Source organism: Pseudomonas sp. NPDC087814 (assembly GCF_044742865.1).
GTDB lineage: Bacteria > Pseudomonadota > Gammaproteobacteria > Pseudomonadales > Pseudomonadaceae > Aquipseudomonas.
In genome coordinates, this window is sequence record NZ_JBIUVK010000008.1 from 76290 (window position 1) to 100682 (window position 24393).

At 61.9% G+C, this 24393-nt stretch carries 22 protein-coding genes; 14 read left to right on the top strand and 8 right to left on the bottom strand.

The genetic code is table 11. The features are described 5' to 3' along the window. Nucleotides 1–136 precede the first annotated feature (136 nt). The gene (locus ACIOMR_RS09295) at nucleotides 137–556 is read left to right on the top strand and encodes a hypothetical protein (protein ID WP_003215492.1); all 420 of its coding nucleotides are present in this window, start codon (nucleotides 137–139) and stop codon (nucleotides 554–556) included. Nucleotides 557–571: 15 nt separating this feature from the next. Then, the gene (locus tag ACIOMR_RS09300; protein WP_003215490.1) at nucleotides 572–1465 is read left to right on the top strand and encodes a cation diffusion facilitator family transporter; all 894 of its coding nucleotides are present in this window, start codon (nucleotides 572–574) and stop codon (nucleotides 1463–1465) included. Here ACIOMR_RS09300 and ACIOMR_RS09305 read toward each other — a convergent pair. Then, complete coding sequence (locus ACIOMR_RS09305; RefSeq protein ID WP_401193625.1) at nucleotides 1462–2580, bottom strand: DUF6515 family protein; 1119 nt, start codon at nucleotides 2578–2580, stop codon at nucleotides 1462–1464. The two genes, ACIOMR_RS09300 and ACIOMR_RS09305, sit on opposite strands and share 4 nt — an antisense overlap. Before the next feature lie 414 nt (nucleotides 2581–2994). Between ACIOMR_RS09305 and ACIOMR_RS09310 the strand changes: the two genes are divergently transcribed. After that, on the top strand, nucleotides 2995–3474 hold the full coding sequence (locus ACIOMR_RS09310; protein WP_003194418.1) for an Lrp/AsnC family transcriptional regulator: 480 nt from the start codon (nucleotides 2995–2997) through the stop codon (nucleotides 3472–3474). Between the two features lie 228 nt (nucleotides 3475–3702). Next, complete coding sequence (locus ACIOMR_RS09315; RefSeq protein ID WP_401193741.1) at nucleotides 3703–3912, top strand: DUF2788 domain-containing protein; 210 nt, start codon at nucleotides 3703–3705, stop codon at nucleotides 3910–3912. Here the strand turns inward: ACIOMR_RS09315 and ACIOMR_RS09320 are convergent. From ACIOMR_RS09320 to ACIOMR_RS09335, 4 genes are all read right to left on the bottom strand, one after another. After that, on the bottom strand, nucleotides 3907–4548 hold the full coding sequence (locus ACIOMR_RS09320; protein WP_003215483.1) for a pseudouridine synthase: 642 nt from the start codon (nucleotides 4546–4548) through the stop codon (nucleotides 3907–3909). The genes ACIOMR_RS09315 and ACIOMR_RS09320 overlap by 6 nt on opposite strands. Nucleotides 4549–4619: 71 nt before the next feature. Beyond that, nucleotides 4620–6119 (bottom strand): AMP nucleosidase, encoded by a 1500-nt coding sequence (amn, locus tag ACIOMR_RS09325; protein WP_172834544.1) that lies wholly within the window; start codon nucleotides 6117–6119, stop codon nucleotides 4620–4622. Between the two features lie 174 nt (nucleotides 6120–6293). Then, on the bottom strand, nucleotides 6294–7946 hold the full coding sequence (locus ACIOMR_RS09330; RefSeq protein WP_177008848.1) for an acyl-CoA dehydrogenase family protein: 1653 nt from the start codon (nucleotides 7944–7946) through the stop codon (nucleotides 6294–6296). A gap of 88 nt (nucleotides 7947–8034) precedes the next feature. Next, nucleotides 8035–10413 carry a 7TM diverse intracellular signaling domain-containing protein gene (locus tag ACIOMR_RS09335; protein WP_401193631.1) on the bottom strand — a complete coding sequence of 793 codons (2379 nt, stop codon included), beginning with the start codon at nucleotides 10411–10413 and terminating at the stop codon, nucleotides 8035–8037. Between the two features lie 286 nt (nucleotides 10414–10699). Between ACIOMR_RS09335 and ACIOMR_RS09340 the strand changes: the two genes are divergently transcribed. The 4 genes from ACIOMR_RS09340 to ACIOMR_RS09355 all read left to right on the top strand — a co-directional run bounded on the left by ACIOMR_RS09340 (nucleotide 10700) and on the right by ACIOMR_RS09355 (nucleotide 14220). Continuing rightward, nucleotides 10700–11497 carry a hydroxymethylpyrimidine/phosphomethylpyrimidine kinase gene (locus ACIOMR_RS09340; protein WP_003215474.1) on the top strand — a complete coding sequence of 266 codons (798 nt, stop codon included), beginning with the start codon at nucleotides 10700–10702 and terminating at the stop codon, nucleotides 11495–11497. 18 nt (nucleotides 11498–11515) lie between these two features. Beyond that, nucleotides 11516–12139 (top strand): thiamine phosphate synthase, encoded by a 624-nt coding sequence (thiE, locus tag ACIOMR_RS09345; RefSeq protein ID WP_177113525.1) that lies wholly within the window; start codon nucleotides 11516–11518, stop codon nucleotides 12137–12139. 17 nt (nucleotides 12140–12156) lie between these two features. Then, nucleotides 12157–13440 carry a glutamate-1-semialdehyde 2,1-aminomutase gene (hemL, locus tag ACIOMR_RS09350; RefSeq protein WP_401193636.1) on the top strand — a complete coding sequence of 428 codons (1284 nt, stop codon included), beginning with the start codon at nucleotides 12157–12159 and terminating at the stop codon, nucleotides 13438–13440. 225 nt (nucleotides 13441–13665) lie between these two features. Then, nucleotides 13666–14220, top strand: coding sequence for a tetratricopeptide repeat protein (locus tag ACIOMR_RS09355; RefSeq protein ID WP_401193639.1), 555 nt, complete (start codon nucleotides 13666–13668; stop codon nucleotides 14218–14220). A gap of 129 nt (nucleotides 14221–14349) precedes the next feature. Here the strand turns inward: ACIOMR_RS09355 and ACIOMR_RS09360 are convergent, their stop codons facing one another. After that, nucleotides 14350–14676 carry a DUF1820 family protein gene (locus ACIOMR_RS09360; RefSeq protein WP_003215457.1) on the bottom strand — a complete coding sequence of 109 codons (327 nt, stop codon included), beginning with the start codon at nucleotides 14674–14676 and terminating at the stop codon, nucleotides 14350–14352. 132 nt (nucleotides 14677–14808) lie between these two features. Between ACIOMR_RS09360 and miaB the strand changes: the two genes are divergently transcribed. The 5 genes from miaB (at nucleotide 14809) to lnt (ending at nucleotide 20219) form a co-directional block, all read left to right on the top strand. After that, nucleotides 14809–16134, top strand: a complete 1326-nt coding sequence (gene miaB, locus ACIOMR_RS09365; RefSeq protein WP_102369960.1) for a tRNA (N6-isopentenyl adenosine(37)-C2)-methylthiotransferase MiaB — start codon at nucleotides 14809–14811, stop codon at nucleotides 16132–16134. A 218-nt stretch (nucleotides 16135–16352) separates the two neighbouring features. Beyond that, nucleotides 16353–17354, top strand: a complete 1002-nt coding sequence (locus ACIOMR_RS09370; protein ID WP_003215453.1) for a PhoH family protein — start codon at nucleotides 16353–16355, stop codon at nucleotides 17352–17354. Further along, nucleotides 17347–17820, top strand: coding sequence for an rRNA maturation RNase YbeY (ybeY, locus tag ACIOMR_RS09375; RefSeq protein ID WP_003215452.1), 474 nt, complete (start codon nucleotides 17347–17349; stop codon nucleotides 17818–17820). The genes ACIOMR_RS09370 and ybeY overlap by 8 nt, the downstream gene beginning before the upstream one ends. A gap of 27 nt (nucleotides 17821–17847) precedes the next feature. Further along, complete coding sequence (locus ACIOMR_RS09380; protein WP_003215451.1) at nucleotides 17848–18687, top strand: HlyC/CorC family transporter; 840 nt, start codon at nucleotides 17848–17850, stop codon at nucleotides 18685–18687. A gap of 8 nt (nucleotides 18688–18695) precedes the next feature. After that, nucleotides 18696–20219 carry an apolipoprotein N-acyltransferase gene (gene lnt, locus ACIOMR_RS09385; protein ID WP_003215450.1) on the top strand — a complete coding sequence of 508 codons (1524 nt, stop codon included), beginning with the start codon at nucleotides 18696–18698 and terminating at the stop codon, nucleotides 20217–20219. A 123-nt stretch (nucleotides 20220–20342) separates the two neighbouring features. On the opposite strand, the gene ACIOMR_RS09390 is transcribed toward lnt, so the two are convergent. Continuing rightward, entirely contained in the window at nucleotides 20343–21104 is a 762-nt protein-coding gene (locus ACIOMR_RS09390; RefSeq protein ID WP_008436576.1) for a YdcF family protein, read from the bottom strand. 103 nt (nucleotides 21105–21207) lie between these two features. Beyond that, nucleotides 21208–21525 carry a hypothetical protein gene (locus ACIOMR_RS09395; RefSeq protein WP_008436575.1) on the bottom strand — a complete coding sequence of 106 codons (318 nt, stop codon included), beginning with the start codon at nucleotides 21523–21525 and terminating at the stop codon, nucleotides 21208–21210. A 261-nt stretch (nucleotides 21526–21786) separates the two neighbouring features. Here ACIOMR_RS09395 and leuS point away from each other — a divergent pair, with 261 nt between their 5' ends. Beyond that, nucleotides 21787–24393: a leucine--tRNA ligase gene (leuS, locus tag ACIOMR_RS09400; RefSeq protein ID WP_008436573.1), complete on the top strand. Its 2607-nt coding sequence runs from the start codon at nucleotides 21787–21789 to the stop codon at nucleotides 24391–24393.

The window sequence follows — 24393 nt, forward strand, 5'->3', positions numbered from 1 at the left end:
CCTGCGATAGCGGTGTGTCAGCCAACACACCTGAAACTGAACCACCGCCATCGCAGGCAAGCCAGCTCCCACACTTGATCATCGTCGCCTTGTAGACTGGCTTATAGTCATTTTCATTATGTTCAAGGAGAGTCCCATGCGTGTTGCTTCCCGTGTCATCGGCGGTGTTCTGGCCGTCACCCTGCTGAGCCAGTTGACGGCCTGCGGCTCGATTTTCTACCCCGACCGCCGGGGCCAGATCGACGGCAAGATCGACCCGGCAATTGCCGTGCTCGATGCGGTCGGCCTGCTGTTCTACGTGATCCCGGGCCTGATCGCCTTTGGTGTCGACTTCGCCACCGGCGCGATCTACTTCGAGCCGGGCAAAACCGCCCAGGTAGCTCCGGAAAAACTCCAGCAAGCCATCGGCGCCGACGGCAAGGTCGATAACGCCAAGCTGCAAACCATCATCCAGAAAGAAACCGGGCGCAATCTGCCGCTGGACGACCCGCGCATGATCCAGTTCAAGGGCAGCGTGCAACAACTCGCCACCCTGGGCCTGCAACCCGCCGCTTAAGGACTGACCCGCCCCATGACCACCAGTCCCGAACACGCCCGGCTGTTGCGCCTGGCCACCCGCGCTTCCGTCGGCGTGGCCTGTGTGCTGATTGTGACCAAGGCCATCGCCTGGTGGCTCAGCGGCTCGGTGAGCATGCTCGCCGGGCTGACCGACTCGCTGCTCGACGGCGTTACCTCGCTGCTCAACTTGCTGGCCGTGCACTACGCGTTGCGCCCGGCGGATGACGATCATCGTTATGGCCACGGCAAGGCGGAATCCCTGTCGGGCATGGCCCAGGCGTTGTTCATCGCCGGCAGTGCGGTGTTGATCGCCTTCCAGGCGTTCCAGCGTTTGCAGCATCCGGAACCTGTGGGCGCGCCATGGCTGAGTATTGGCGTGATCGTTCTGTCCCTGGCGTTGACGGCGGCGCTGCTGATCCTGCAATACCGGGTGATCCGCGAAACCGGCTCCAACGCCATCCGCGCCGACTCGCTGCACTATCGCTCAGACATGATGCTCAACGGCAGCATCCTGGTGGCGTTGGTGCTGGCGGCGTTTGGTTTTCATCAGGTGGACGCCTGGTTCGGCCTGGGCATCGCGGCCTACATTTTGTGGAGCGCCATCCAGATCGCCCGGGAAAGTTTTTCGGTGCTGATGGACGAGGAACTGCCGCCGGATGTCAGCCAGCACATGCTGGAACTGGCGTGCAGCGTGCCCGGTGTACTCGGTGCACATGACTTGCGCACGCGGATTTCCGGCAGCCACTGGTTTGTGCAGTTGCACCTGGAGTTACCGGGGGAATTGAGTCTGTCGGTGGCCCATGGCATCAGCGACCAGGCCGCCGATGCCATCCACAACGCCTACCCGCGAGCCGAAGTGCTGGTGCACGCCGACCCGCAGGAAGTGGTCAAGGGCGAGAAGGCCTAGTACTGCACCTGATAGCCTCGACTGCTCAGGCAGTTGCCCTGGGCCTGGCGGTAGGTTTGCACCACGGCCGGGTCGGGGGCGTAGGTGACGGTCCTTGGGTCAAAGCCACTTTGTTGCACCGCCCAGCGATAGCAGTCGTAACCGTCCTGCTGGACCTGCGCCGGTGACTGGCCGTTGGCCGGGTAAGCCACCACGTCATAACCATTGCCCTGGGGCACAGGTTGCGGCGCTGGCGCGGCGGGTGGAGGCTCGACCACCACGTACTGCTGAGTGCTTTCTTCGTAGGTGTAATAGGCACCGGCGGCGAGGAAGAACAGCGCACTGCCCACCCACACTTCCCGCGCGTAGTCGGGCAGGTATTGCACGCGAATCCCGTAAGGCGGCGTCACGACGACATAGCGCGGGCCTTGTGGGCGATACCAGTAGCCACCCGAGAAGAAGTAGTCCTGGCCGCGATACGGCACGCGGTAATTGCGGTCGGGGAAGCGGTCGACGATGTAACCCGGACGGTATTGCGGGCCTGGGCCCCAGCCATTGCCGTGCCCGTCGGGGCGACCTGGCCAGCGGTGATCGTTGGGGTGGTTATTGCCACCACCGTTACCGCCGTTGAAACCGGGACGACCCGGGCCACCATTGCCGGCTTGCCAATGCTGGTTGCCGTCGTTGCGACGCGGGATGTCCTGGTAATTGCCCTGACGCGGTTCCTGGGTCTGGCGCACGGTATCCGGGCGACCCTGGATCGGCAGGTTATTGGCCGGCTGCGGCGCCGGGTGCGGCGGTTGCTGCTGGTTGCCTTGTGGACGACCTTGCCACTGGCCACCCCCATTCGGGCGCTCGACATTCTGGTTCTGCGGCCGTGGCTGATTGTTTTCGAAATGCTGATTCTGCGGACGCGGCTGATTGTTCTCGGGCCGAGGGGCTACAGGGCGCGGTTGACTATTTTGTGGTCGCGGTTGGTTGTTCTGCGGCCGAGGCTGATTATTGCCTGGATGCCCTTCCGGGCCTCTTTCATGCTGACCACCGCCTTCCTGGCGTGGCGGGTCGTCGGCCATCACTTGCGCACCAACGCTCATCATCAGCAAACCAACACCTGCCAAACGCCAGATGCGCTTCATGCTATTCCTCACTGCGGATTAGGGCCTACACGTAAGACTGGAAAACCGGGGCCCGGTTCTGCGAGAGGTTATCAGTCACGAGAAGTATTTTCGCAGGCAATAAAAAGGGGCGACCCGTCGGTCGCCCCTTGAGAACTTCGTCCTGGCTCAACGCTTTTGACGTTGGCTCACCTCACGCCGTCTTGTGGACAGTGTGCAGCCCGGGGGCCGGGGCAACCCTGTGGGGTTGGCGGCCGCAGCCGGCCTTATTGGCGGGCTGCAGTGGACTGTATGTCCGGGCAGTGATTCTGTTGATAACTCTACGCCTCGGCCTCGGGCAGATGATTGCGAAGATTGCGTCAATAAACAGTGCTTGCGCAATTTTTAACCCTGGATAGATAATTCACCGCAATAGTTACGACAAAGGCCAGCCCCATGAGCAAACTTGACCGATACGACCTGAGTATTTTGGCGGAATTGCAGCGCGACGCGAGGATCTCCAACCAGGAGTTGGCCGAGCGCATCGGCCTGTCGCCTTCGCCGTGCTCACGCCGGGTCAAGCAACTCGAAGACGACGGCTACATCGCCCGCCAGGTCGCCTTGCTCGACCGCAAGATGCTCGGCCTGAGTCTCACGGCCTACGTGCTGATCGGCATGGACCGACACACCCCCGAACGTTTCGAGAACTTCGAAGCGGCCATCCGCACCTTGCCGCAAGTGCTGGAATGCAGCCTGGTGACCGGGATGGACGCCGACTATCAGCTGAAAGTGGTGGTGCCAGACATGGATCACTACCAGAAGCTGCTGCTGGGCCACCTGACCCGCATCGAAGGCGTCACCAGCGTGCGTTCAAGCTTTGTGCTGAACCAGGTGCTCAACAGCACCGAGCTGCCGCTGACCCACCTGCGCACTTAAGACCAGCGCGGAACAAATGTGGGAGCGGGCTTGCTCGCGAATGCGGTGGATCAGTCAGCACATTCGGTGCCTGGCACACCGCATTCGCGAGCAAGCCCGCTCCCACATTTTGACTGTGTTCCCGCAGGGTGGTAAGTCTGCGGCAGACCGACGCAGGTCAATGTCGCGCCGATTGCCCTGGCGTATAATCGGCGCCCTGCCCCAGCCGGAAACGACCCGATGAACTCGATTGATCCCGCCGTGTTTGAAGAATGGATGATGACCGGCCTGGTCAGCGTCCTGATCATTTTCATGGGCTTTATCGTCTGGGACCTGGCGAAGAAATCCAAGGCCGGGCGCTTTGGCTCGATGATCCTGTTCTTCGTGCTGGGCCTGGGCGTTGCCGCGTTCATCATCAAAAGCGTGGTGATCGGCCTGATCGAGTCCGGCGCCTTATAAGCGCGCCGGCACTTCTTTCCATTGGCCTTGGTCCAGGCCGTCGATTGACCAGTCACCAATCCGCACCCGCACCAGACGCAGCGTCGGCAACCCCACTGCCGCCGTCATGCGCCGCACCTGGCGGTTACGCCCTTCACGAATCACCAACTCCAGCCAATGGGTCGGCACGCTTTTGCGAAACCGCACCGGCGGGTTACGTGGCCACAGTTGTGGCTCGTCCAGTTGCCGGGCTTCGGCGGGCAGGGTCATGCCGTCGTTGAGCTCCACACCGTCGCGCAGGCGTTGCAGCTGTTCCTCGGTCGGCTCGCCTTCCACCTGCACCCAATAGGTTTTCGCCAGCTTGTGCTTGGGGTCCGCGATGCGCGCCTGCAATTGGCCGTCGTTGGTCAGCAGCAACAGGCCTTCACTGTCACGGTCCAGGCGCCCGGCCGGGTAAATGCCGGGGATGTCGATGAAATCCTTGAGGGTCGCCCGCCCGCCTTCATCGCTGAATTGGGTCAGCACATCGAAGGGTTTATTGAACAGGATCAACTTGGGATCGGCCGGTGGCGCCTTGGCGACACGACGCGGGGCTGACGAGGTTTGCGGACTTTTCACACCGGGGCGGCGGGAAACAGGACGGGCAGGACGGGACATGGCAAAGGAACATCTAACGGTCAGGACCGACAATGCTAGTGGCCTGACCGTTAAATAACCATCCCAACCGTTTAGCGGAACGGCGGCTCGTCGAAGCTGCGCAGTTTGCGCGAGTGCAGCGAGTTGAGTTCGGTGCGCAACAGATCCACCGCCTCGATGCCGATCTTCAAGTGCTGGCTGACCGCACGCTCATAGAACGCGTTGGCCGATCCCGGCAGCTTGATCTCGCTGTGCAGCGGTTTATCCGACACACACAGCAACGTGCCGTACGGCACCCGCAGGCGGTAGCCCTGGGCGGCGATGGTGCCGCTTTCCATGTCCACGGCCACGGCGCGGGACAGGTTGATCAGCGGCCGTTCCTGGGCCCAGCGCAGCTCCCAGTTGCGGTCGTCGTAGGTCAGCACGGTGCCGGTGCGCAGGCGCTTTTTCAGCTCTTCGCCTTTCTCGCCGGTGACGTTGGCCGCGGCTTGCTGCAAGGCCATCTGCACTTCGGCCAGGGCCGGGATCGGAATGTTCGGCGGCACTACCCGGTCGAGAATCCCGTCGCGACGCATGTAGGCGTGAGCCAGCACATAGTCACCGATGGTCTGGGATTGGCGCAGCCCGCCGCAGTGACCAATCATCAGCCAGCAATGCGGACGCAATACGGCGAGGTGGTCGGTGATGTTCTTGGCATTGGACGGGCCGACGCCGATGTTCACCAGGGTCACACCATGGCCGTCGCTGGCCTGCAAGTGGTAGGCCGGCATCTGGTAGCGGTGCCAGACCACGCCGGCAGCAATGGCAGACGCTTCGCCGTGGTCCATGCTCTTGTCGATGATCACATTGCCCGGCAGCACCATGCGGATAAAGCGCGGGTCGCTGCGCAACTGTTCCAGGCCATGCACGATGAACTGGTCAACGTAGCGGTGGTAGTTGGTCAGCAAAATCCACGGCTGCACATGGCGCCAGTCGCTGCCGGTGTAGTGCACCAGCCGGCGCAGGGAGAAGTCGACGCGGGCGGCATCGAACAACGCCAATGGCAGCGGGTCGGTGTTTTCCCAGTCGTACAGGCCGTCGGCGATGCCATCGGTGGCGGCAGACAGGTCGGTACTCGGGAACACCCGCGCCAGCGTGGCGGCAGTTACACCGGAGCCGGCCAGTTCGTCACCCTGCTCCACCACGTACGGGTAGGGAATGTTCTGCTGGCTGACGCCCACTTCCACCGTCACGGTGAAGTCGTGCATCAACGGCACCAGTTGCTCCAGCAGGTATTTGCGGAAGGCCGACGGATGGGTGACGGTGACGCTGTAGGTCCCCGGCAACTGAACCTTGGCATACGCCCGGGTGGTCTGTGGGACTTCGCCCTGCACCAGGTAGGTCAGGCGCAGTTCCGGGTAGCGAAACATCGCACGTTGTTCAGCGTCGGGTTCGACGCGGTCTTTGAGGTAGCGCTTGAGGGCTTGATTGAGCGCGCCGGTAGCACGCTCATGGAGAGCCGCCAGCCGATCCACGGCTTCTTCGGCGGTTTGAACGACAACAAAAGCTTCGGTCACGGTAAGCATCCTGTGTTCTGACTTGCAGGCCTTCATCTTGCCTGTATCCCTGGCGCACTGGAACACCGGAATTGGAATGCGACCAATAATGTGGGAGCGGCGGTGCGACGATTCGACTTGCTCGCGAAAGCGCTAGGTCAGTCAGCACATGTATTGGCTGATCCACCGCCTTCGCGAGCAAGCCCGCTCGCACATTTTGCCCGCATTCATTCAGAGGATTTGAGGTGTCGACCGGGCGACGATGGCCTCCACATCCACACCGCGCGGCAAGGTGCCATAGACCCGGCCCGACGACTCACCCAGTCGGCTGGCGATAAAGCCATCACTCACACTGGCATTGCCCGCCTCCAGCAGCAGCTTGGCCTGCAACGCCACCGCGATGTCCTCGGTGAGTTGGCGGGCACGGTACTGAATGTCCTGAGTGTCCATGAACGCCGACTTCAACTGCTCGATATGCCGCGCCAGGTGCTTGTGGCCATGACCATCCCCCAGCTCGACAAACAGCGCCTCCAATACGCCCGGTTCTTTGGACAGGGCCCGCAGCACATCCAGGCACTGCACATTGCCGGAACCTTCCCACGTCGAGTTGACCGGCGCCTCACGGTACAAGCGCGGCAGGATACTGTCCTCGACATACCCCGCACCGCCCATGCACTCGGCGGCTTCGTTGATCATCGCGGGCGCGCGCTTGCAGATCCAGTACTTGCCCACCGCCGTCACCAGCCGGGCGAATTTGGCTTCCTGTTCGTTATCCAGATGGTCCAGCGCGCGCCCCATGCGCATGCTCAAGGCCAGGGACGCCTCGCTTTCCAGGGCCAGGTCGGCCAGTACGTTCTGCATCAACGGTTGCTCGCTGAGCACCCGGCCACCTACCAGGCGGTGAGCGCAATGATGGCTGGCCTGGGTCAGCGCCTGGCGCATCAGGGCGCTGGAGCCGACCATGCAATCGAAGCGGGTCATCGCCACCATCTCGATGATGGTCGGTACGCCGCGCCCTTCTTCGCCGATCATCCAGGCCAGAGCGCCACGAAACTCCACTTCGCTGGAAGCGTTGGAGCAGTTGCCGAGCTTGTTTTTCAGGCGCTGGATGTAGAACTCGTTGCGGGTGTCATCCGGGCGGTGCCGGGGCAGCAGGAAACAGGTCAGGCCCTTGTCGGTCTGGGCCAGGGTGAGGAAGCCATCGCACATCGGCGCGGAGCAGAACCACTTGTGCCCCACCAGCTCATACGCCTGGCCCGGGCCGCCGGCGCCCACCGGGTAAGCGCGGGTGGTGTTGGCGCGCACGTCGGTGCCACCCTGTTTCTCGGTCATGGCCATGCCGATGGTGGCGCCGGCCTTGTGGGCGATGCCGACGTTGCGCGGGTCGTATTCGGTGGCGAGGATTTTCGGCAGCCAGGTTTCAGCCAGGTCTGGCTGCAGGCGCAGGGCCGGGACGCAGGCGAACGTCATGGTCAGCGGGCAGCCGGTACCGGCTTCGGCCTGGCTGTGCAGGTAGGTCATCGCCGCGCGGGCCACATGGGCGCCGGATTGCGGATGGGCCCACGGCAACGACGGCAGGCCGTGTTCGACGGCGGTGCGCATCAGTTCGTGGTAGGCCGGATGAAACTCCACCAGGTCGATGCGATGGCCAAACCGGTCATGGCTGTTGAACACCGGTTTGTTCTGGTTGGCCAGGAACCCGGCTTCCATCAGCGGCCCGCCCGCCAGCGCACCATAGGTGTCGATGCGCTGCTCGGCCCAGCCGGCGCCGAAGCGCCGGGACCAGTCTTGCAGCGGCAAGTCGATACGGTACAGGTTGGTGCCGTCCAGGGACGGTGGCTGGTTGGTGACGTCGTGGGTTTCGGCGAACTGGTGCAGGTGCATGACGGGCCTCCTGAAAAAAGGCCACGTTCATTGAGGCCTGAATTTCAGTTAAGCACCGTCACCCGGGTTAAAAAAGTGGCATAAACGCCTAATTGGCGGCGCTTTCACCCTCAACCATATGCAACAACCGCAGTTGCAGCACCCGTTGCAGGGCCTCGAAACGTACCGGCTTGGCCACTCGGTCGGTGATACCCACGCCGTGGCAGCGCTCGCGTTCCGGGGCTTGTAACGAGGTGCTCAAGGCGATCACCGGCAGCTCACCACAGCCGGGCAACGCACGGATCTGGCAGCACAGCGAAAAGCCGCCCTCGGGCACATCCAGCAACACTGCGTCGAAGGTTTGAGTCTGCAGCAACGCCAGGGCGGCCGGCCCATTGTCGACGGTTTTCACCCGATAACCGAGCTTGAGCAACATGCCGCGCACCACCAGTTGCGCCACGCTGTTGTCGTCTACCAGCAGCACCGTGCACTCCTGCGGCGTGCGTTGCGCCTGCGGTACTCGCCGCACGGCAGCCGGTTCTGGCTGGACGGGGCTGACTGCAAGTTCCAGCTGGAAGCGACTGCCGCGCCGCGGCTCGGAATTGTGGGTGAGGCGCCCACCGAGCAACTCGATCAATTGCCGGCAGATCGCCAGGCCAATGCCCATGCCGCCGTATTGTCGAGTGGTCGAGCCATCGAGCTGGAAGAAGCGCTGATACAGGGTCGCCTCATCGAGGTAGGCGAAGCCGATGCCGGTGTCAGTGACAATGAAGGTCAGGCGCAGCGTTCCGTCCGCCTGGGGCACACCGACCACCCGCACACGCACCGAGCCCTCGTGGGTGAACTTGAAGGCATTGTCCAACAGGCAATCCAGGCACTGCGCCAGCTTGCCGGGATCACCGTTGATGCGGTCCGGCAGGTCTTCTGCCAGATCAATGGAGAACGCCAACCCTTTGTTCTGGGCGCTGGCCGCGAACTGCTGGCGCAAGGTGTCGAGCAGCCCACGCAGGCTGAACACTTGGGGTTGCGGGCTGAGGCGCCCGGCCTGCAATTCGGTGAGGGTGAGGATGCCGTTGACCATGCGCATCATCTCGCGGGCCGCACCGGAGGCGGTTTGATGGTACTGCGCGAGGTCGCCTGGCAGCGGCTCGGTCTGCATCAATTCCAGGGAGCCGATCACACCGTTCATCGGCGTGCGCAGCTCGTGGGTCAAGGTGGCGAGGAATTCATCCTTGAGCTGGTTGCTGTGGGCCAGTTGCGTGTTGAGCACTTCGAGTTTCTGGCTGGCGTCGAACAGGATTTGCGCCTGTTGCTCGCGCATCGAATTGATCCGATCGGCCAGCGCCAGGGACAGCAAGGCCACTTCCAGTGCCGAGCCGATCTGGCTGGCGTACATCGTGAGGAACACATTGGGCAGGTAGCCCAGCACCATCATCGTATTGACTACACCGCCCAGCAGGAACGCGGTCCAGGCGATGATGAAGTAGCGCGCCATGCGCTGGCCGCAATACCAGGCCTTGATGGCCGCGACGAAGATGGTCACGGTAAAGACCAGCGCCAGGGCGGTGGCCAGGCGCAGCGCCAGCGCATAACTGGTGAACAGTGCCAGCACCATCACCACCCCGCCGCTGACCGCCAGGGCCAGCAACAGCCGGTTGATCCAGCGACTGTAAAGCGCAGTGTGCAGGAAACTGCGGGCAAAGAGGCTGCCGAACAGCGCCGCCGAGCCGATCAGGAAGGGCACCGCCGCGTTCGCCCACCACGGGTTATTCGGCCAGAAATACTGCACGGCGACGCCGTTCACCGACAGCTGATACAGGCCGAACGAGGCGATATAGAGGATGTAATAGAGGTAGCTGGTGTCGCGCACGCTCAGGTAGATGAACAGGTTGTAGATCAGCATGCCGAGCAACACGCCGTAGATCACACCCAGCACGTACAGGCGCAATGGCTGTTCTTCGAGGTACGCGGTGGTGGACCAGAGGGTCAGCGGTGCCTGGATCGAGCCCTGGCTTTGCAGGCGCAGGTACAGGGTTTCCTGCTGGCCAGGGACGAAGTCGAGCTTGAACAGGTAGTTGCTCTGGCGGATTTCGCGGCTGGAAAACGGCAGGATGCTGCCGGTGCGCGACACCAGTCGATAGTTGCCGACACTGTCAGGCTCGTACAGCTCCAGTTGGTTCAGCGGCGGGTAAGCCAGTTCCAGCAGCCAGCGGCGCGGGGCATCCGGGCGCTGTGCGCGATAATGCAAATCGACCTTGAGCCAGAACACCGAGCGCGAATAGCCGGCATTCAATGTGGCTTTGTCGTGGGTCTTGAAACGACTGGCGAGGACCGGCGAGCTGATATCGCCAATGGTCAGGGCGCCACTGGGGTCCTCAAGGACTTGCATCACTTGGCCCAGGGGCAACCGCGTGGTGGTCTCGTTGAACTCGACTGCGCCGGCCAGCATCGGCAGCCCGGTCAACAGTAACATCAGCAAATAGCGCATAGAGCCCCAGCGTGACCTGTCCGGTTATGTCAAAAGCCTCCATTCCTTTTGAGCAGACGTAAACCGGCGATACAGTTATTGGTTTGAATCCACTCTAGCATAGCCATTACAGGCCAAAAGACACCATTGAAATAATTTTTTGAAAGGCTCTAGAGCGGGCATTACAGGGCATTTGACCTGTATTTCAAGGTGATAGCAAACAGCCATTTCCACCTTCCCCTCCGCTAAAAATTCAACCATCGCCCGACAGCCACCCAAAAAGCGTTTGGTGGTAAGCTCGCGCACCATGAATATCTACAGCTCTCGCCCCGTTGTCCTCTGTCTCTCCGGCCATGATCCCAGTGGTGGCGCCGGCTTGCAGGCAGATATCGAAGCCCTGCTCGCCCAGGGCTGTCATGCGGCCCCGGCCGTCACCGCGCTGACTGTGCAGAACACCGTCAACGTCAGCGATTTCCGCGTGCTGGATCGCGAGTGGGTGCTGGCCCAGGCCAACGCCGTGCTCGGTGACTCCGAAGTGGCCGCGGTGAAACTGGGCATGCTCGGTTCCCTGGAGATGGTCGACACCGTGGTCGAACTGCTCAAGGCGCACCCGCATTTGCCGGTGGTCTGCGACCCGGTGCTGCGTGCCGGCGGCGGCGGCAGCCTGGGCAAGGACGAGGTCGGCTACGCCATGCGCGAGCGGCTGTTGCCGCTGTCGCTGATCGCCACCCCCAACCTGCCTGAAGCACGCATCCTCGCCGAATTGCCCGAGGGCACGGCGGACGAATGCGCCGCGAAACTGCTGCCGTTCATCAAGCACCTGCTGATCACCGGCGGCCATGGCGACGAGCACGAAGTGCACAACCGCCTCTACAGCCGCGACGGCACGCACCAGACCTTTACCTGCCAGCGACTGCCCGGCAGTTATCACGGTTCGGGCTGCACCCTGGCCAGCGCGCTGGCCGGTCGGTTGGCACAAGGCGAAGGGTTGGTCAGCGCGGTGCAATCGGCCCTCAACTACACTTGGCGCACCCTGCGTGACGCTGAACAACTCGGCCAGGGGCAATTCGTGCCTCGTCGTCTGCCGTTGGATTTCTGCTCGTAACACCAAGAGGCCTGCCCGATGAAACTACGTGGCCTTTATGCCATTACCGACAGCCAACTGTTGGCCGGCAAGTTCCTGGCCTACGTCGAAGCGGCGTTGGACGGTGGCGTGACCCTGCTGCAATACCGCGATAAAAGCAGCGACGAAGCGCGCCGCCTGCGGGAAGCCGAAAAACTGCGAGAGCTGTGCTCGCGCTACAAGACCCAACTGATCATCAACGATGACGCCGAACTGGCCGCACGCCTCGGCGTCGGCGTGCACCTGGGCCAGACCGACGGCCCGCTGACCCCGGCCCGTGCGCTGCTCGGTTCCAAGGCGATCATCGGCTCCACCTGCCACAGCCAGATCGAACTGGCCGAGCAGGCTGCCCGCGAAGGTGCCAGTTATGTCGCCTTCGGCCGCTTCTTCAATTCCAACACCAAGCCCGGCGCGCCGGCAGCCACCGTTGAACTGCTGGCCCAGGCGCGCGCGCGGTTGCACCTGCCGATCTGCGTGATCGGCGGCATCACCCTGGAAAATGCCAAGCCGCTGGTGGCCCACGGTGCCGACTTGCTGGCAGTGGTCCACGGCCTGTTTGGTGCCGACAGCACTCAGGAAGTCACGCGCCGCGCCCGCGCTTTCAACGATCTTCTAAAATCTTGAATTCAGAGAACACGATCATGTCCCGTTCCGAAACCCTGTTTGCCAATGCCCAGAAACACATCCCCGGCGGTGTGAACTCTCCCGTGCGAGCGTTCAAGAGCGTTGGCGGCACCCCACTGTTCTTCAAGCATGCCGAAGGCGCCTACGTCACCGACGAAGATGACAAGCGCTACGTCGACTACGTGGGTTCGTGGGGCCCGATGATCCTCGGCCACAGCCATCCGGAAGTACTGGACGCGGTGCGCCAGCAGCTGCAACACGGCCTGTCCTATGGCGCACCGACCGCCATGGAAACCGAGATGGCTGACCTGGTGTGCTCCATCGTGCCCTCCATGGAGATGGTGCGGATGGTCAGCTCCGGCACCGAAGCCACCATGAGCGCGATTCGCCTGGCCCGTGGGTTTACCGGCCGCGACAGCATCATCAAGTTCGAAGGCTGCTACCACGGCCACTCCGACAGCCTGCTGGTCAAGGCCGGTTCCGGTGCGCTGACCCAGGGCGTACCGAGCTCCGCCGGGGTGCCGGCCGCGTTCGCCAAACACACCCTGACCCTGCCGTTCAACGACATCGCTGCCGTCGAGCAGATGCTCAGCGAAGTCGGCCAGGAAGTGGCGTGCATCATCGTCGAGCCGGTGGCCGGCAACATGAACTGCGTGCCGCCGGCGCCGGGCTTCCTGGAAGGCCTGCGGGAACAGTGCGACAAGCACGGCGTGGTGCTGATTTTTGATGAAGTGATGACCGGCTTCCGCGTTGCCCTCGGCGGCGCCCAGGCTTACTACAGCGTCACGCCGGACCTGAGCACCTTCGGCAAGATCATCGGCGGCGGCATGCCGGTGGGCTGCTTCGGCGGCAAGCGCGAAATCATGCAACACATCGCGCCGCTGGGCCCGGTGTACCAGGCAGGCACCCTGTCGGGTAACCCGCTGGCCATGGCCGCCGGCCTGACCACCCTGCGCCTGATCAGCCGCCCGGGCTTCCACGCCGAGCTGACCGACTACACCACTCGCCTGCTGGACGGCCTGCAACAGCGCGCCGATGCCGCCGGCATTCCGTTCGTGACCACCCAGGCGGGCGGCATGTTCGGCCTGTACTTCAGCGGCGCCGACGACATCGTCACCTTCGACGATGTGATGGGCAGCGATGCCGACCTGTTCAAGCGCTTCTTCCACCTGATGCTGGAAGGGGGCGTGTACCTCGCCCCGAGCGCTTTTGAAGCCGGCTTCACCTCGATCGCCCATGGCGATGCCGAGCTGAAACTGACCCTCGATGCCGCCGAGCGCGCCTTCGCCGCCTTGAAATAAGCGGATCAAAAATCAGGCGTCGCCCCTGGCGGCGTCAGATTTGCTACTTTGCTTACAGGCATTTCCGTCTTTTTTCGAGAATTCACCTGCAATCCGGCAGATAACTTGCCCACGCAGCAGAAAAACGAGTAAAGACTTTGTAAGCAGGTGCCTGCTTATTTCATAATGCGCGCTTATTGGATCCCCCCGTGGGTCCCGCGCCCCGTCAGAGGTAAGTCGATTCCCATGAAACGCACCGGCCGCACCCTGGTTCTGGGCTGCCTGTTGCTCCTTCAGCCGCTGCTGGCGTTTGCCCAGGCAGGCGGCAACTCGTTGTTAATCCCAGCGATGGGTCGTTGCACCCTCAATACCCAGCCGGAAAGCCAGGCCGAAGCCCTGAGCGCGTGCCAGAAACAGGCCGAAGGCGGGGATGCGCAGGCGCAATACGAGTTGGGCGAGTACTTCTACGACAGTAAAAACCCCGCACGCGACCTCAACAAAGCCTTGAGCTACTTCGAGAAAGCCTCGTTGCAGGGCCACGCGCAGGCGCAATTCCAGCTGGGCACCATGTTTTTCCACGGCGAAGGCGTACCGGCCAATAACGTCCAGGCGTACATCGTGCTGAAAATGGCGGCGGTGAACGGCGCCGAAGATGCACTGGACACGGCCGACGAAGTGGCCGAACACATGCAGCGCGACGAACTGGAAGTGGCTACCCAAGTGCTGGGACAGATTTTCCGCAACTACCTGCAGGAACTGCAGAGCGCAGATGGCAGCTCGCCGTTTTCCCCGCTGCCCTGAGTTTTGTAGCGCCTTTACTACCGCCTTCGCGAGCAAGCCCGCTCCCACATTCGACTGTATTCCAAAGGTGGAACTGGGTCGAATGTGAGAGCGGGCTTGCTCGCGAAGGGGTCGGCGCGGTGTTAAGCCTTACTTCTCAGGCATCGGCATCGGAAACGGCATGACATTGCTCATGCCCCGGGCCTCGCTGATTTTCGGCGTGCCCAGGCGCTCGACTTCGTCGATGCGCACGATCGAATGCATCGGCACAAAACTGCGCACCACGCCTTCGAACTGAGCCTTGAGTTTTTCCTCGCCCGGGTCGACGACCAGCTGCGTGCGCTCGCCAAAGACGAACTCTTCCACTTCCAGGAAGCCCCACAGATCACTTTGATAGATCTGCTTGGCGTACATTTCGAACACCTGGCCCTGGTTAAGGAAAATCACCTTGTAGATTGGAGCTTCACGTTTGGTCATGGTGGGCGGGTAACACATCGGGGGATTTAAAAGAGGGCGCGAACTATAGCATGGCGTCCGATGCACAGTGCTAGGAACCTATCGGCATGCCCCCTATAATGCGCGGTTCTTTACCACCAGTTGACGATCCCCATGGCCAAGAAGCTTTACATCGAAACCCACGGTTGCCAGATGAACGAGTACGACAGCTCGCGCATGGTCGATCTGCTGGGTGAACATCAGGCCCTGGAAGTCACCGCTCGCGCTGAAGACGCCGACGTGATCCTGCTCAATACCTGCTCGATCCGCGAGCGGGCCCAGGACCGGGTCTACTCGCAGCTGGGCCGCTGGCGTGAACTGAAACTGGCCAACCCGGACATGGTGATCGCCGTCGGCGGTTGCGTGGCCAGCCAGGAAGGCGCCGCCATTCGCGACCGAGCACCGTACGTCGACGTTGTCTTCGGCCCGCAGACCCTGCACCGCCTGCCGGAAATGATCGACGCCGCGCGCATCACCAAGCTGCCGCAAGTCGACGTCTCGTTCCCGGAAATCGAAAAATTCGACCATTTGCCCGAGCCGCGCATCGACGGCCCAAGCGCTTATGTGTCGGTAATGGAAGGCTGCAGCAAGTACTGCACCTTCTGCGTGGTGCCATACACCCGCGGCGAAGAAGTCAGCCGCCCGTTCGACGACGTGCTGGCAGAGATCATTCACCTGGCCGAGAACGGCGTGCGTGAAGTGACCCTGCTGGGGCAGAACGTCAACGGCTACCGTGGCCAGACCCACGACGGGCGCCTGGCGGACCTCGCAGAGTTGATCCGCGTAGTGGCTGCCGTCGACGGGATCGAGCGGATTCGCTACACCACCTCGCACCCGCTGGAGTTCTCCGACAGCCTGATCCAGGCCCACGCCGAAGTGCCGGAGCTGGTCAAGCACCTGCACTTGCCGGTGCAATCGGGCTCGGACCGCATTCTCTCGGCGATGAAGCGCAACCACACCGCCCTGGAATACAAATCCAAATTGCGCAAATTGCGTGCGGCGGTGCCGGGGATCTGCATCAGCTCGGACTTTATCGTCGGCTTCCCAGGGGAAACCGAGAAAGACTTCCAGCAGACCATGAAGTTGATTGAAGACGTAGGCTTCGACTTCTCCTACTCCTTCGTCTACAGCCAGCGCCCGGGCACCCCGGCGGCAGACCTGCTCGACGAAACCCCGGAAGCGTTGAAGAAGGAGCGTTTGAACGCCCTGCAACACCGCCTCAACCAGCAGGGTTTCGAGATCAGCCGACAGATGGTGGGCTCGACCCAGCGCATCCTGGTGACCGACTACTCGAAAAAAGACCCTGGCGAATTGCAGGGCCGGACCGAGAACAACCGGATCGTCAACTTCCGCTGTGATAATCCGACGCTGATCGGGCAGTTCGCCGACGTGCACATCGACGCGGCACAACCGCACTCGCTGCGCGGTTCGCTGGTGTAACAATAATTCGACCACCGGGAACCAATGTGGGAGCGGGCTTGCTCGCGAAGGCGGTGTATCAGGCAACGAACAGGCTGACTGCCCCATCGCATTCGCGAGCAAGCCCGCTCCCACATTAGAACGGTGCCAGCTTCGGGATATATAAGTGCTTTCGCACGCAGCCTGCTGGCGTTATCCTTGATTTCATCTTAATTGCCCCAGGGCGGCTAAAAACGACCTTGAACGCACCCATAGAACCACATCGTTTTCTCCTCGAGCCCTTTGAGGCTCGCCGTTTCGCCAATCTGTGCGGACAGTTCGACGAGCACCTGCGCCTGATCGAACAACGCCTGAGCATCGAGATCCGCAACCGCGGCAATCAATTCGAGCTGATTGGTGAACCCCAGCACACCACCTCGGCAGAAAACCTTCTGCGCCGCCTCTACCGGGAAACCAAAGGTAGCGAGCTGTCGCCGGAAACGGTGCACCTGTACCTGCAGGAATCCGCCGTGGAGGACCTGGCCAATAACCCGGTAGCCGAAGCCAGCGTCGCGTTGCGCACCAAGAAAGGCATGATTCGCCCTCGCGGCTTGAACCAGCAGCGCTACGTCAAAGAGATCCTGGGCAACGACATCAACTTCGGCATCGGCCCTGCCGGTACCGGCAAGACCTACCTGGCCGTGGCCTGCGCGGTCGACGCCCTGGAGCGCGAGCAGGTGCGACGCATCCTGCTGGTGCGTCCGGCGGTGGAAGCCGGCGAGAAGCTGGGCTTTTTGCCCGGCGACCTGGCCCAGAAGATCGACCCGTACCTGCGCCCGCTCTACGACGCGCTCTACGAGATGCTCGGCTTCGAATACGTGGCCAAGCTGATCGAGCGCCAGGTGATCGAGATCGCCCCGCTGGCCTACATGCGTGGCCGTACGCTGAACAACAGCTTCATCATTCTCGACGAAAGCCAGAACACCACCGTTGAGCAGATGAAGATGTTCCTGACCCGGATCGGTTTCGGCTCCACCGCCGTGATCACCGGCGACGTCACCCAGGTCGACCTGCCCAAAGGCACCAAGTCGGGCCTGGCCCAGGTGATCGACGTACTCAAGGACGTGCCGGGGATCAGCTTCACGCACTTCATGCCCAAAGACGTGGTACGTCACCCGTTGGTGCAGCGCATTGTCGAAGCCTACGAGCGCTTCGAACACCGCGACGACCAACCGGCCAAGGACACTCGCCGCGATGCTTGAGCTTGACCTGCAGCTGGCCACCGAAGCGCCCGCCCCCAGCGAAGAACAGTTCCGCCAGTGGTGCACCCTGGCCCTGCGCCAGCGCACCGCCGACTCGGAGCTGACCATTCGCCTGGTGGACGAGCCCGAAGGCCGTGAACTGAATCACACCTGGCGACAAAAAGACTACGCGACCAACGTGCTGTCGTTTCCCGCCGACGTACCCGATGAGCTGCTGGATATCCCGTTGCTGGGCGACCTGGTGATCTGCGTCGAAGTGGTCGAGCGTGAAGCAAAGGAACAGGGCAAGGAACTTGAGGCCCATTGGGCCCATCTAGTCATCCACGGCTGCTTGCATCTCTTGGGTTACGACCATATAGACGATGACGAAGCCGAAGAAATGGAAGCACTGGAACGAACGTTGCTTGCAGAACTGGGTCATCGTGACCCGTATGCAGACGACGAAATTGCAACTACACCTAACTGAAACAATAAAGGATTTAGAGTAATCGCTATGAGCGAAGACCGATCGAGCAACGGGCAAAAGTCATGGCTGGGGAAACTCACCCAGGCCTTTGCCCACGAGCCGAAAAACCGCCAGGAGCTGCTGGAGCTGCTGCGCGAGGCGCATCAGAACAAGTTGCTGGACAGCGAAGCGCTGGCCATCGTCGAAGGCGCTATCCAGGTCGCTGACTTGCAAGTGCGGGACATCATGGTTCCGCGCTCGCAGATGGTCAGCATCAAGGCGACCCAGACCCCACGGGAATTCCTCCCGGCCGTCATCGATTCGGCGCACTCGCGCTACCCGGTGATCGGCGAAAGCCATGACGACGTCATGGGCGTCCTTCTGGCCAAGGACCTGCTGCCGCTGATCCTCAAGGAGAACGGCGACAGCTTCAACATCAAGGACCTGCTGCGTCCTGCCACCTTCGTCCCTGAATCCAAGCGCCTGAATGTGCTGTTGCGCGAATTTCGTGCGAACCACAATCACATGGCCATCGTGATTGACGAGTACGGCGGTGTAGCGGGTTTGGTGACCATCGAAGACGTGCTGGAACAGATCGTCGGTGACATCGAAGACGAACACGATGTGGAAGAGGACAGCTACATCAAGCCGCTGCCCAGCGGTGACTTCCTGGTCAAGGCCCTGACGCCGATCGAGAACTTCAACGAGTTCTTCGACAGCGAATTCTCCGACGATGAGTTCGACACGGTTGGCGGCCTGGTGATGAGTGCGTTCGGGCACCTGCCCAAGCGTAACGAGACCACGGAAATCGGTGCCTATCGCTTCCGCATCCTGAATGCCGACAGCCGCCGTATTCACTTGATCCGTTTGACACCTATTGCCCGCTAAGGACTGACATGCGCCGTATGATTGCACCCGGCTGGCCCGGTAACTTGCTGGCCGTGGTGGCCGGCGCCATCACCACCCTGGCGCTGGCGCCGTTCGACCTCTGGCCGTTTGCGCTGGTGGCGGCCGGGTTCTTTTATGCGGGATTGCGTGAACTGACACCGCGCCAGGCCTTGTGGCGCGGCTGGTGTTTCGGTTTCGGCCTGTTTGGCGCCGGTACCAGCTGGATCTACTACAGCATTCACCACTTCGGCGGCGCTTCGGTGCTGCTGGCGGGCATGCTGATGCTGGCGTTTACGGCGGCCATTGCCTGGTTCTTTGCCCTGCCCGCCTGGCTGTGGGCGCGCTGGCTGCGCCGCAACGAAGCGCCACTGGCCGATGCCCTGGCCTTCGCGGCCTTGTGGGTTGGCCAGGAAGCGTTTCGCGGCTGGTTCCTCACCGGTTTTCCCTGGCTCTATTCCGGTTACAGCCAGCTCGACGGTCCTCTCACCGGCCTCGCGCCGCTGGGCGGGATGTGGCTGATATCCTTTGCCCTGGCGCTGACCGCCGCACTGATCTGCAACCTGCCGCGTCTGCTGGCGGCTAAGCGCAACCTGTTCATCGGTGCCGGCTTGCTGTTGTTGGTGGCGCCATGGGCCATCGGCCTGGCACTCAAGCATCATGCATGGACCACCCCCGCCGGCGCGCCGCTGACCGTGGCAGCCGTCCAGGGCAACGTCGAACAAAGCATGAAGTGGGACCCGGAGCAGCTCAATGCGCAGCTCGCGCTGTACCGCGACATGAGCTTCAGCTCCAAGCCTGTCGACCTGCTGGTATGGCCGGAAACCGCCGTGCCGGTGCTCAAGGAATCCGTGGAGGGTTACCTGGGCATGATGGGCAAGTTCGCCGCTGACCGGCACACTGCGCTGATCACCGGTGTACCGATCCGCCAGGAAGTGCATCACCACAAGCGCTTCTTCAACGGCATCACGGTGGTGGGCGAAGGCGACGGCACCTACCTGAAGCAGAAGCTGGTGCCGTTTGGCGAGTACGTGCCGCTGCAGGACATGTTGCGCGGCTTGATCGCGTTCTTTGACCTGCCGATGTCGGACTTCGCCCGCGGGCCGTCCGACCAGGCTTTGCTGCAAGCCAAGGGCTATCAGATTGCGCCGTTCATTTGCTATGAAGTGGTGTACCCGGAGTTCGCCGCCGGCCTGTCGGCCCGCAGCGATTTGTTGCTGACCATCAGCAACGACACCTGGTTCGGCCGCTCCATCGGCCCGCTGCAACATTTGCAGATGGCCCAGATGCGCGCCCTGGAAGCCGGGCGCTGGATGATCCGCGCCACCAACAACGGCGTCACTGGCCTGATCAACCCGTACGGGCAGATCACCGTGCAGATCCCGCAGTTTGAACGCGGGATTCTCTACGGCGAGGTCGTGCCGATGCACAACCTCACGCCTTACCTGGAATGGCGTTCCTGGCCGTTGATCATCCTGTGCCTTGGCCTGTTTGGCTGGGCGCTGTTGGCGGGCCGGATGTCCAAAACGGTTTAAAAGAAATACTCGGACGACAATGTGGGAGCGGGCTTGCTCGCGAATGCGATCTGTCAGTTAAAGCACCAGTGACTGACACACTGTATTCGCGAGCAAGCCCGCTCCCACATTTGACCTGCGGTATTACCTGTAAAACATCCGGTAACCCACCTGCCCCACCGCTTCATTCAGCAACTGCCCGCTCTGCCATACCGACTTGAACTCCGGCATCCAGCCCCCCAATGGCCGGGCATTGTCCAAACCAAGAAACCCCACTGGCGCCGGAACAACCGTGAACCCGGCCTTTTCGAAGCTCCAGCGCGAGCGCGGCATATGCCAGGCCTGAGTCACGACCACCACACGCTTGATCCCCTGCGGCAGCAGAATCTCGGCACTCATCTGCGCGTTTTCCCACGTGGTACGGCTGCGCTCTTCCTTCCAGCGCACGCTCACGCCAAAGTCATCCTGCATCGATACCGCCATCAACTCCGCCTCGCTGGGCGGTGTGCCGTAGTGCAAGCCGCCGGTGGTCAGCACCGGCAAGCCCGAAGCCTTGGCCAGGCGGGCTGCATAGCGCTGGCGCTCAAGACCGATACCCGTCGGCTGATCGGAGCCCCACGCCGGATCCCCGCGCTCACGCCCCGAGCCCAACACCACGATGGCATCAGCCCGCTGCGCCAGGGTCGCCCATTCATCACGGGCCAGAGGCGGCTCGGTCTCCAGGGCCTTTGCGCCCCATTGAACCGCCACCGGCAGGCTCATCAGCCACATCCCGCCAAACCCCAGGGCAAAGCACACGGCCGCCAGCCGCGGTCGGCTGCGACGAAACCACCAGGCAAGGGCCAGCAACAGCAACAGGATGCCGGGCGGCAACAACAATTGTTTAATGAAATAGCGAATAGGCATCGGGCATCTCCAAAGATGCCCGAAGCCTAAGGTGTAACGGGGTTAAGCGACAATCTTTACAGGAACAGACGCTGAGAAGGCTACAGATCACTAACGCGGTACTTCACTTGAAACGCACGGACCGGAGTTTTTCCGGGCTGCGACCGGCCGAAAAATCCTTGAGCCATACCACCTTGGCCGATCGCGAAAACTCCTGGGCTGGCGGGGAGGCCATGCCATGGGACGCGCGATGCTCATTCAACTCCAGATACACCCTGATCACGTCCAGCTCTGCCTGGCTCAAGCCACGCAGTTCCAACTCCAGAGGCCGTTCATCACACAATCGGCCTGCGGTTTTTGCTGCATCCAGTGCTCGACCCAAACGGTCGATCAGTCCTTCGTACACCTGCGGTTTCGTTAAAGTTCGCTGCGAATCAACCATCCCTCACCTCATTGAAGATAAGACTCACTCCCCACTAAACAGCGTAGTCCTGCTTGCCCTGCCTGCCTGGCGCCGCGACCAACGGCCTCGGCGGCGCAATCAGGGTTTCCCTCGATAGAGTGGGGTCATGTATGCTACGGCGCTTCCTGTAACTCCACTTCCCGCAGGGTTTGGGCACGGACGCGCCGCTTTTTGGTGTCGATCAACCTGAACGTTGCACCGAAGAGGATTAGGCCACCCCTATTCAGTTCAAAAGTAGCCATGCACGAACAATATCAGCCCCGTGAAATAGAAAATGCCGCCCAGTCGTTCTGGGATGAGCAAAAGTCCTTTGAAGTCAGTGAACAGCCAGGCAAGGAGACTTTCTATTGCCTATCGATGTTCCCTTACCCCAGCGGCAAGCTACACATGGGGCATGTGCGCAACTACACCATCGGCGACGTCATCTCCCGCTACCAGCGCATGCTGGGCAAGAACGTCCTGCAACCCATGGGTTGGGACGCCTTCGGCATGCCGGCGGAAAACGCCGCGATGAAGAACAACGTAGCGCCCGCCAAGTGGACCTACGAAAACATCGCCTACATGAAGACCCAGCTGCGCAGCCTGGGCCTGGCGGTGGACTGGTCCCGCGAGGTGACCACCTGCAAGCCTGATTACTACCGCTGGGAACAATGGCTGTTCACTCGCCTGTTCGAAAAAGGCGTGATCTACAAGAAGAGCGGCACCGTGAACTGGGACCCGGTGGACCAGACCGTACTGGCCAACGAACAAGTGATCGACGGCCGCGGCTGGCGTTCCGGCGCGCTGATCGAAAAGCGCGAAATCCCGATGTACTACTTCAAGATCACCGCCTACGCGGATGAACTCCTGTCAAGCCTCGACGATTTGCCGGGCTGGCCCGAGCAGGTCAAGACCATGCAACGCAACTGGATCGGCAAGTCCCGTGGCATGGAAGTGCAGTTCCCCTACAACGTCGACTCCATCGGCGCAGAAGGTGTACTGAAAGTCTTCACCACCCGTCCGGACACCCTGATGGGCGCGACCTACGTCGCCGTGGCCGCCGAACACCCGCTGGCCACCCAGGCCGCACAGAACAACCCTGAGCTGCAGGCGTTCATCGCCGAATGCAAGGGCGGCAGCGTCGCCGAAGCCGACGTCGCCACCCAGGAGAAAAAAGGCCTGCCGACCTCGTTGTTCGTCGAGCACCCATTGACCGGCGAGAAGCTGCCGGTGTGGGTCGCCAACTACGTGCTGATGCACTACGGTGATGGCGCAGTAATGGCTGTGCCGGCCCACGACGAGCGCGATTTCGAATTCGCCGTCAAATACAACCTGCCGATCAAGTCCGTGGTGCGCACCAGTTCGGGCGACACCAACCCGGCTCCGTGGCAGGACGCGTACAACGAACACGGCACACTGATCAATTCCGGCGAGTTCGACGGCCTGGATTTCGAAGGCGCCTTCGACGCCATCGAAGTCGCGCTGATCAAGAAAAACCTCGGTGCCTCGCGCACCCAGTTCCGCCTGCGTGACTGGGGCATCAGCCGCCAGCGCTACTGGGGCTGCCCGATCCCGATCATCCACTGCGAAACCTGCGGTGACGTGCCGGTACCGGAAGACCAACTGCCGGTCGTATTGCCCGAAGACGTGGTGCCGGACGGTGCTGGCTCGCCATTGGCGCGCATGCCCGAATTCTACGAGTGCACCTGCCCGAACTGCGGTGCCCCGGCCAAACGCGAAACCGACACCATGGACACCTTCGTGGAGTCTTCGTGGTACTACGCCCGCTACGCCTCGCCGCACTATGAAGGCGGCCTGGTGGAAAAATCCGCGGCCGACCACTGGCTGCCGGTAGACCAGTACATCGGCGGTATCGAACACGCCATCCTTCACCTGCTGTACGCGCGCTTCTTCCACAAGCTGATGCGTGATGAAGGCCTGGTGAGTTCCGACGAGCCGTTCAAGAACCTGCTGACCCAGGGCATGGTGATTGCCGAGACTTATTACCGCCGCGAAGCCAATGGCGCCTACACCTGGTTCAACCCGGCAGATGTCGAGCTGGAGCGTGACAGCAAGGCCAAGGTGATCAGCGCCAAGCTGAAATCCGACGGCCTGCCGGTGGAAATCGGCGGCACCGAGAAGATGGCCAAGTCGAAGAACAACGGCGTCGACCCACAGTCGATGATCGACCAGTTCGGCGCGGACACCTGCCGCCTGTTCATGATGTTCGCCTCGCCGCCTGACATGAGCGCGGAATGGTCGGACTCCGGCGTCGAAGGTTCGCATCGCTTCCTCAAGCGCGTCTGGCGCCTGGCGCACGCCCATGTCAGCCAAGGCTTGCCGGGCAAGCTGGACGTGGCGACCCTGAGCGATGAGCAAAAAGTCATTCGCCGCAGCACCCACCTGGCCATCAAGCACGCCAGCCAGGACGTGGGCCAGCACCACAAATTCAACACCGCCATCGCCCAGGTGATGACGCTGATGAACGTGCTGGAGAAAGCGCCGCAGGCTACCGAACAGGACCGCGCACTGGTACAGGAAGGCCTGGAAACGGTCACCCTGCTGCTGGCGCCGATCACGCCACACATCAGCCACGAACTGTGGAACCAGTTGGGCCACAGCGGTGCCGTCATCGATGCCGGCTGGCCGGTACAGGATGACAGCGCCCTGGTACAGGACACGCTGCAACTGGTGATTCAGGTCAACGGCAAGCTGCGTGGCCAGATCGACATGCCGGCCAGCGCCAGCCGTGAAGACGTCGAAGCCGCCGCCCGTATCAATGAGAACGTGCTGCGCTTCACCGAAGGCCTGACGATCCGCAAAGTGATCGTGGTGCCCGGCAAACTGGTCAATATCGTCGCTAGCTAA

Bases quoted from the DNA above. Each gene is read 5' to 3' on its own strand.
- amn (WP_172834544.1), bottom strand. From the start codon at position 6,119: ATGAAGGCCTGCAAGTCAGAACACAGGATGCTTACCGTGACCGAAGCT.
- hemL (WP_401193636.1), top strand. From the start codon at position 12,157: ATGTCCCGTTCCGAAACCCTGTTTGCCAATGCCCAGAAACACATCCCC.
- thiE (WP_177113525.1), top strand. From the start codon at position 11,516: ATGAAACTACGTGGCCTTTATGCCATTACCGACAGCCAACTGTTGGCC.
- miaB (WP_102369960.1), top strand. From the start codon at position 14,809: ATGGCCAAGAAGCTTTACATCGAAACCCACGGTTGCCAGATGAACGAG.
- ybeY (WP_003215452.1), top strand. From the start codon at position 17,347: ATGCTTGAGCTTGACCTGCAGCTGGCCACCGAAGCGCCCGCCCCCAGC.
- ACIOMR_RS09395 (WP_008436575.1), bottom strand. From the start codon at position 21,525: ATGGTTGATTCGCAGCGAACTTTAACGAAACCGCAGGTGTACGAAGGA.
- ACIOMR_RS09340 (WP_003215474.1), top strand. From the start codon at position 10,700: ATGAATATCTACAGCTCTCGCCCCGTTGTCCTCTGTCTCTCCGGCCAT.
- ACIOMR_RS09335 (WP_401193631.1), bottom strand. From the start codon at position 10,413: ATGCGCTATTTGCTGATGTTACTGTTGACCGGGCTGCCGATGCTGGCC.
- ACIOMR_RS09380 (WP_003215451.1), top strand. From the start codon at position 17,848: ATGAGCGAAGACCGATCGAGCAACGGGCAAAAGTCATGGCTGGGGAAA.
- ACIOMR_RS09360 (WP_003215457.1), bottom strand. From the start codon at position 14,676: ATGACCAAACGTGAAGCTCCAATCTACAAGGTGATTTTCCTTAACCAG.
- ACIOMR_RS09330 (WP_177008848.1), bottom strand. From the start codon at position 7,946: ATGCACCTGCACCAGTTCGCCGAAACCCACGACGTCACCAACCAGCCA.
- ACIOMR_RS09320 (WP_003215483.1), bottom strand. From the start codon at position 4,548: ATGTCCCGTCCTGCCCGTCCTGTTTCCCGCCGCCCCGGTGTGAAAAGT.
- lnt (WP_003215450.1), top strand. From the start codon at position 18,696: ATGCGCCGTATGATTGCACCCGGCTGGCCCGGTAACTTGCTGGCCGTG.
- ACIOMR_RS09295 (WP_003215492.1), top strand. From the start codon at position 137: ATGCGTGTTGCTTCCCGTGTCATCGGCGGTGTTCTGGCCGTCACCCTG.
- ACIOMR_RS09390 (WP_008436576.1), bottom strand. From the start codon at position 21,104: ATGCCTATTCGCTATTTCATTAAACAATTGTTGTTGCCGCCCGGCATC.
- ACIOMR_RS09300 (WP_003215490.1), top strand. From the start codon at position 572: ATGACCACCAGTCCCGAACACGCCCGGCTGTTGCGCCTGGCCACCCGC.
- ACIOMR_RS09355 (WP_401193639.1), top strand. From the start codon at position 13,666: ATGAAACGCACCGGCCGCACCCTGGTTCTGGGCTGCCTGTTGCTCCTT.
- ACIOMR_RS09305 (WP_401193625.1), bottom strand. From the start codon at position 2,580: ATGAAGCGCATCTGGCGTTTGGCAGGTGTTGGTTTGCTGATGATGAGC.
- ACIOMR_RS09310 (WP_003194418.1), top strand. From the start codon at position 2,995: ATGAGCAAACTTGACCGATACGACCTGAGTATTTTGGCGGAATTGCAG.
- leuS (WP_008436573.1), top strand. From the start codon at position 21,787: ATGCACGAACAATATCAGCCCCGTGAAATAGAAAATGCCGCCCAGTCG.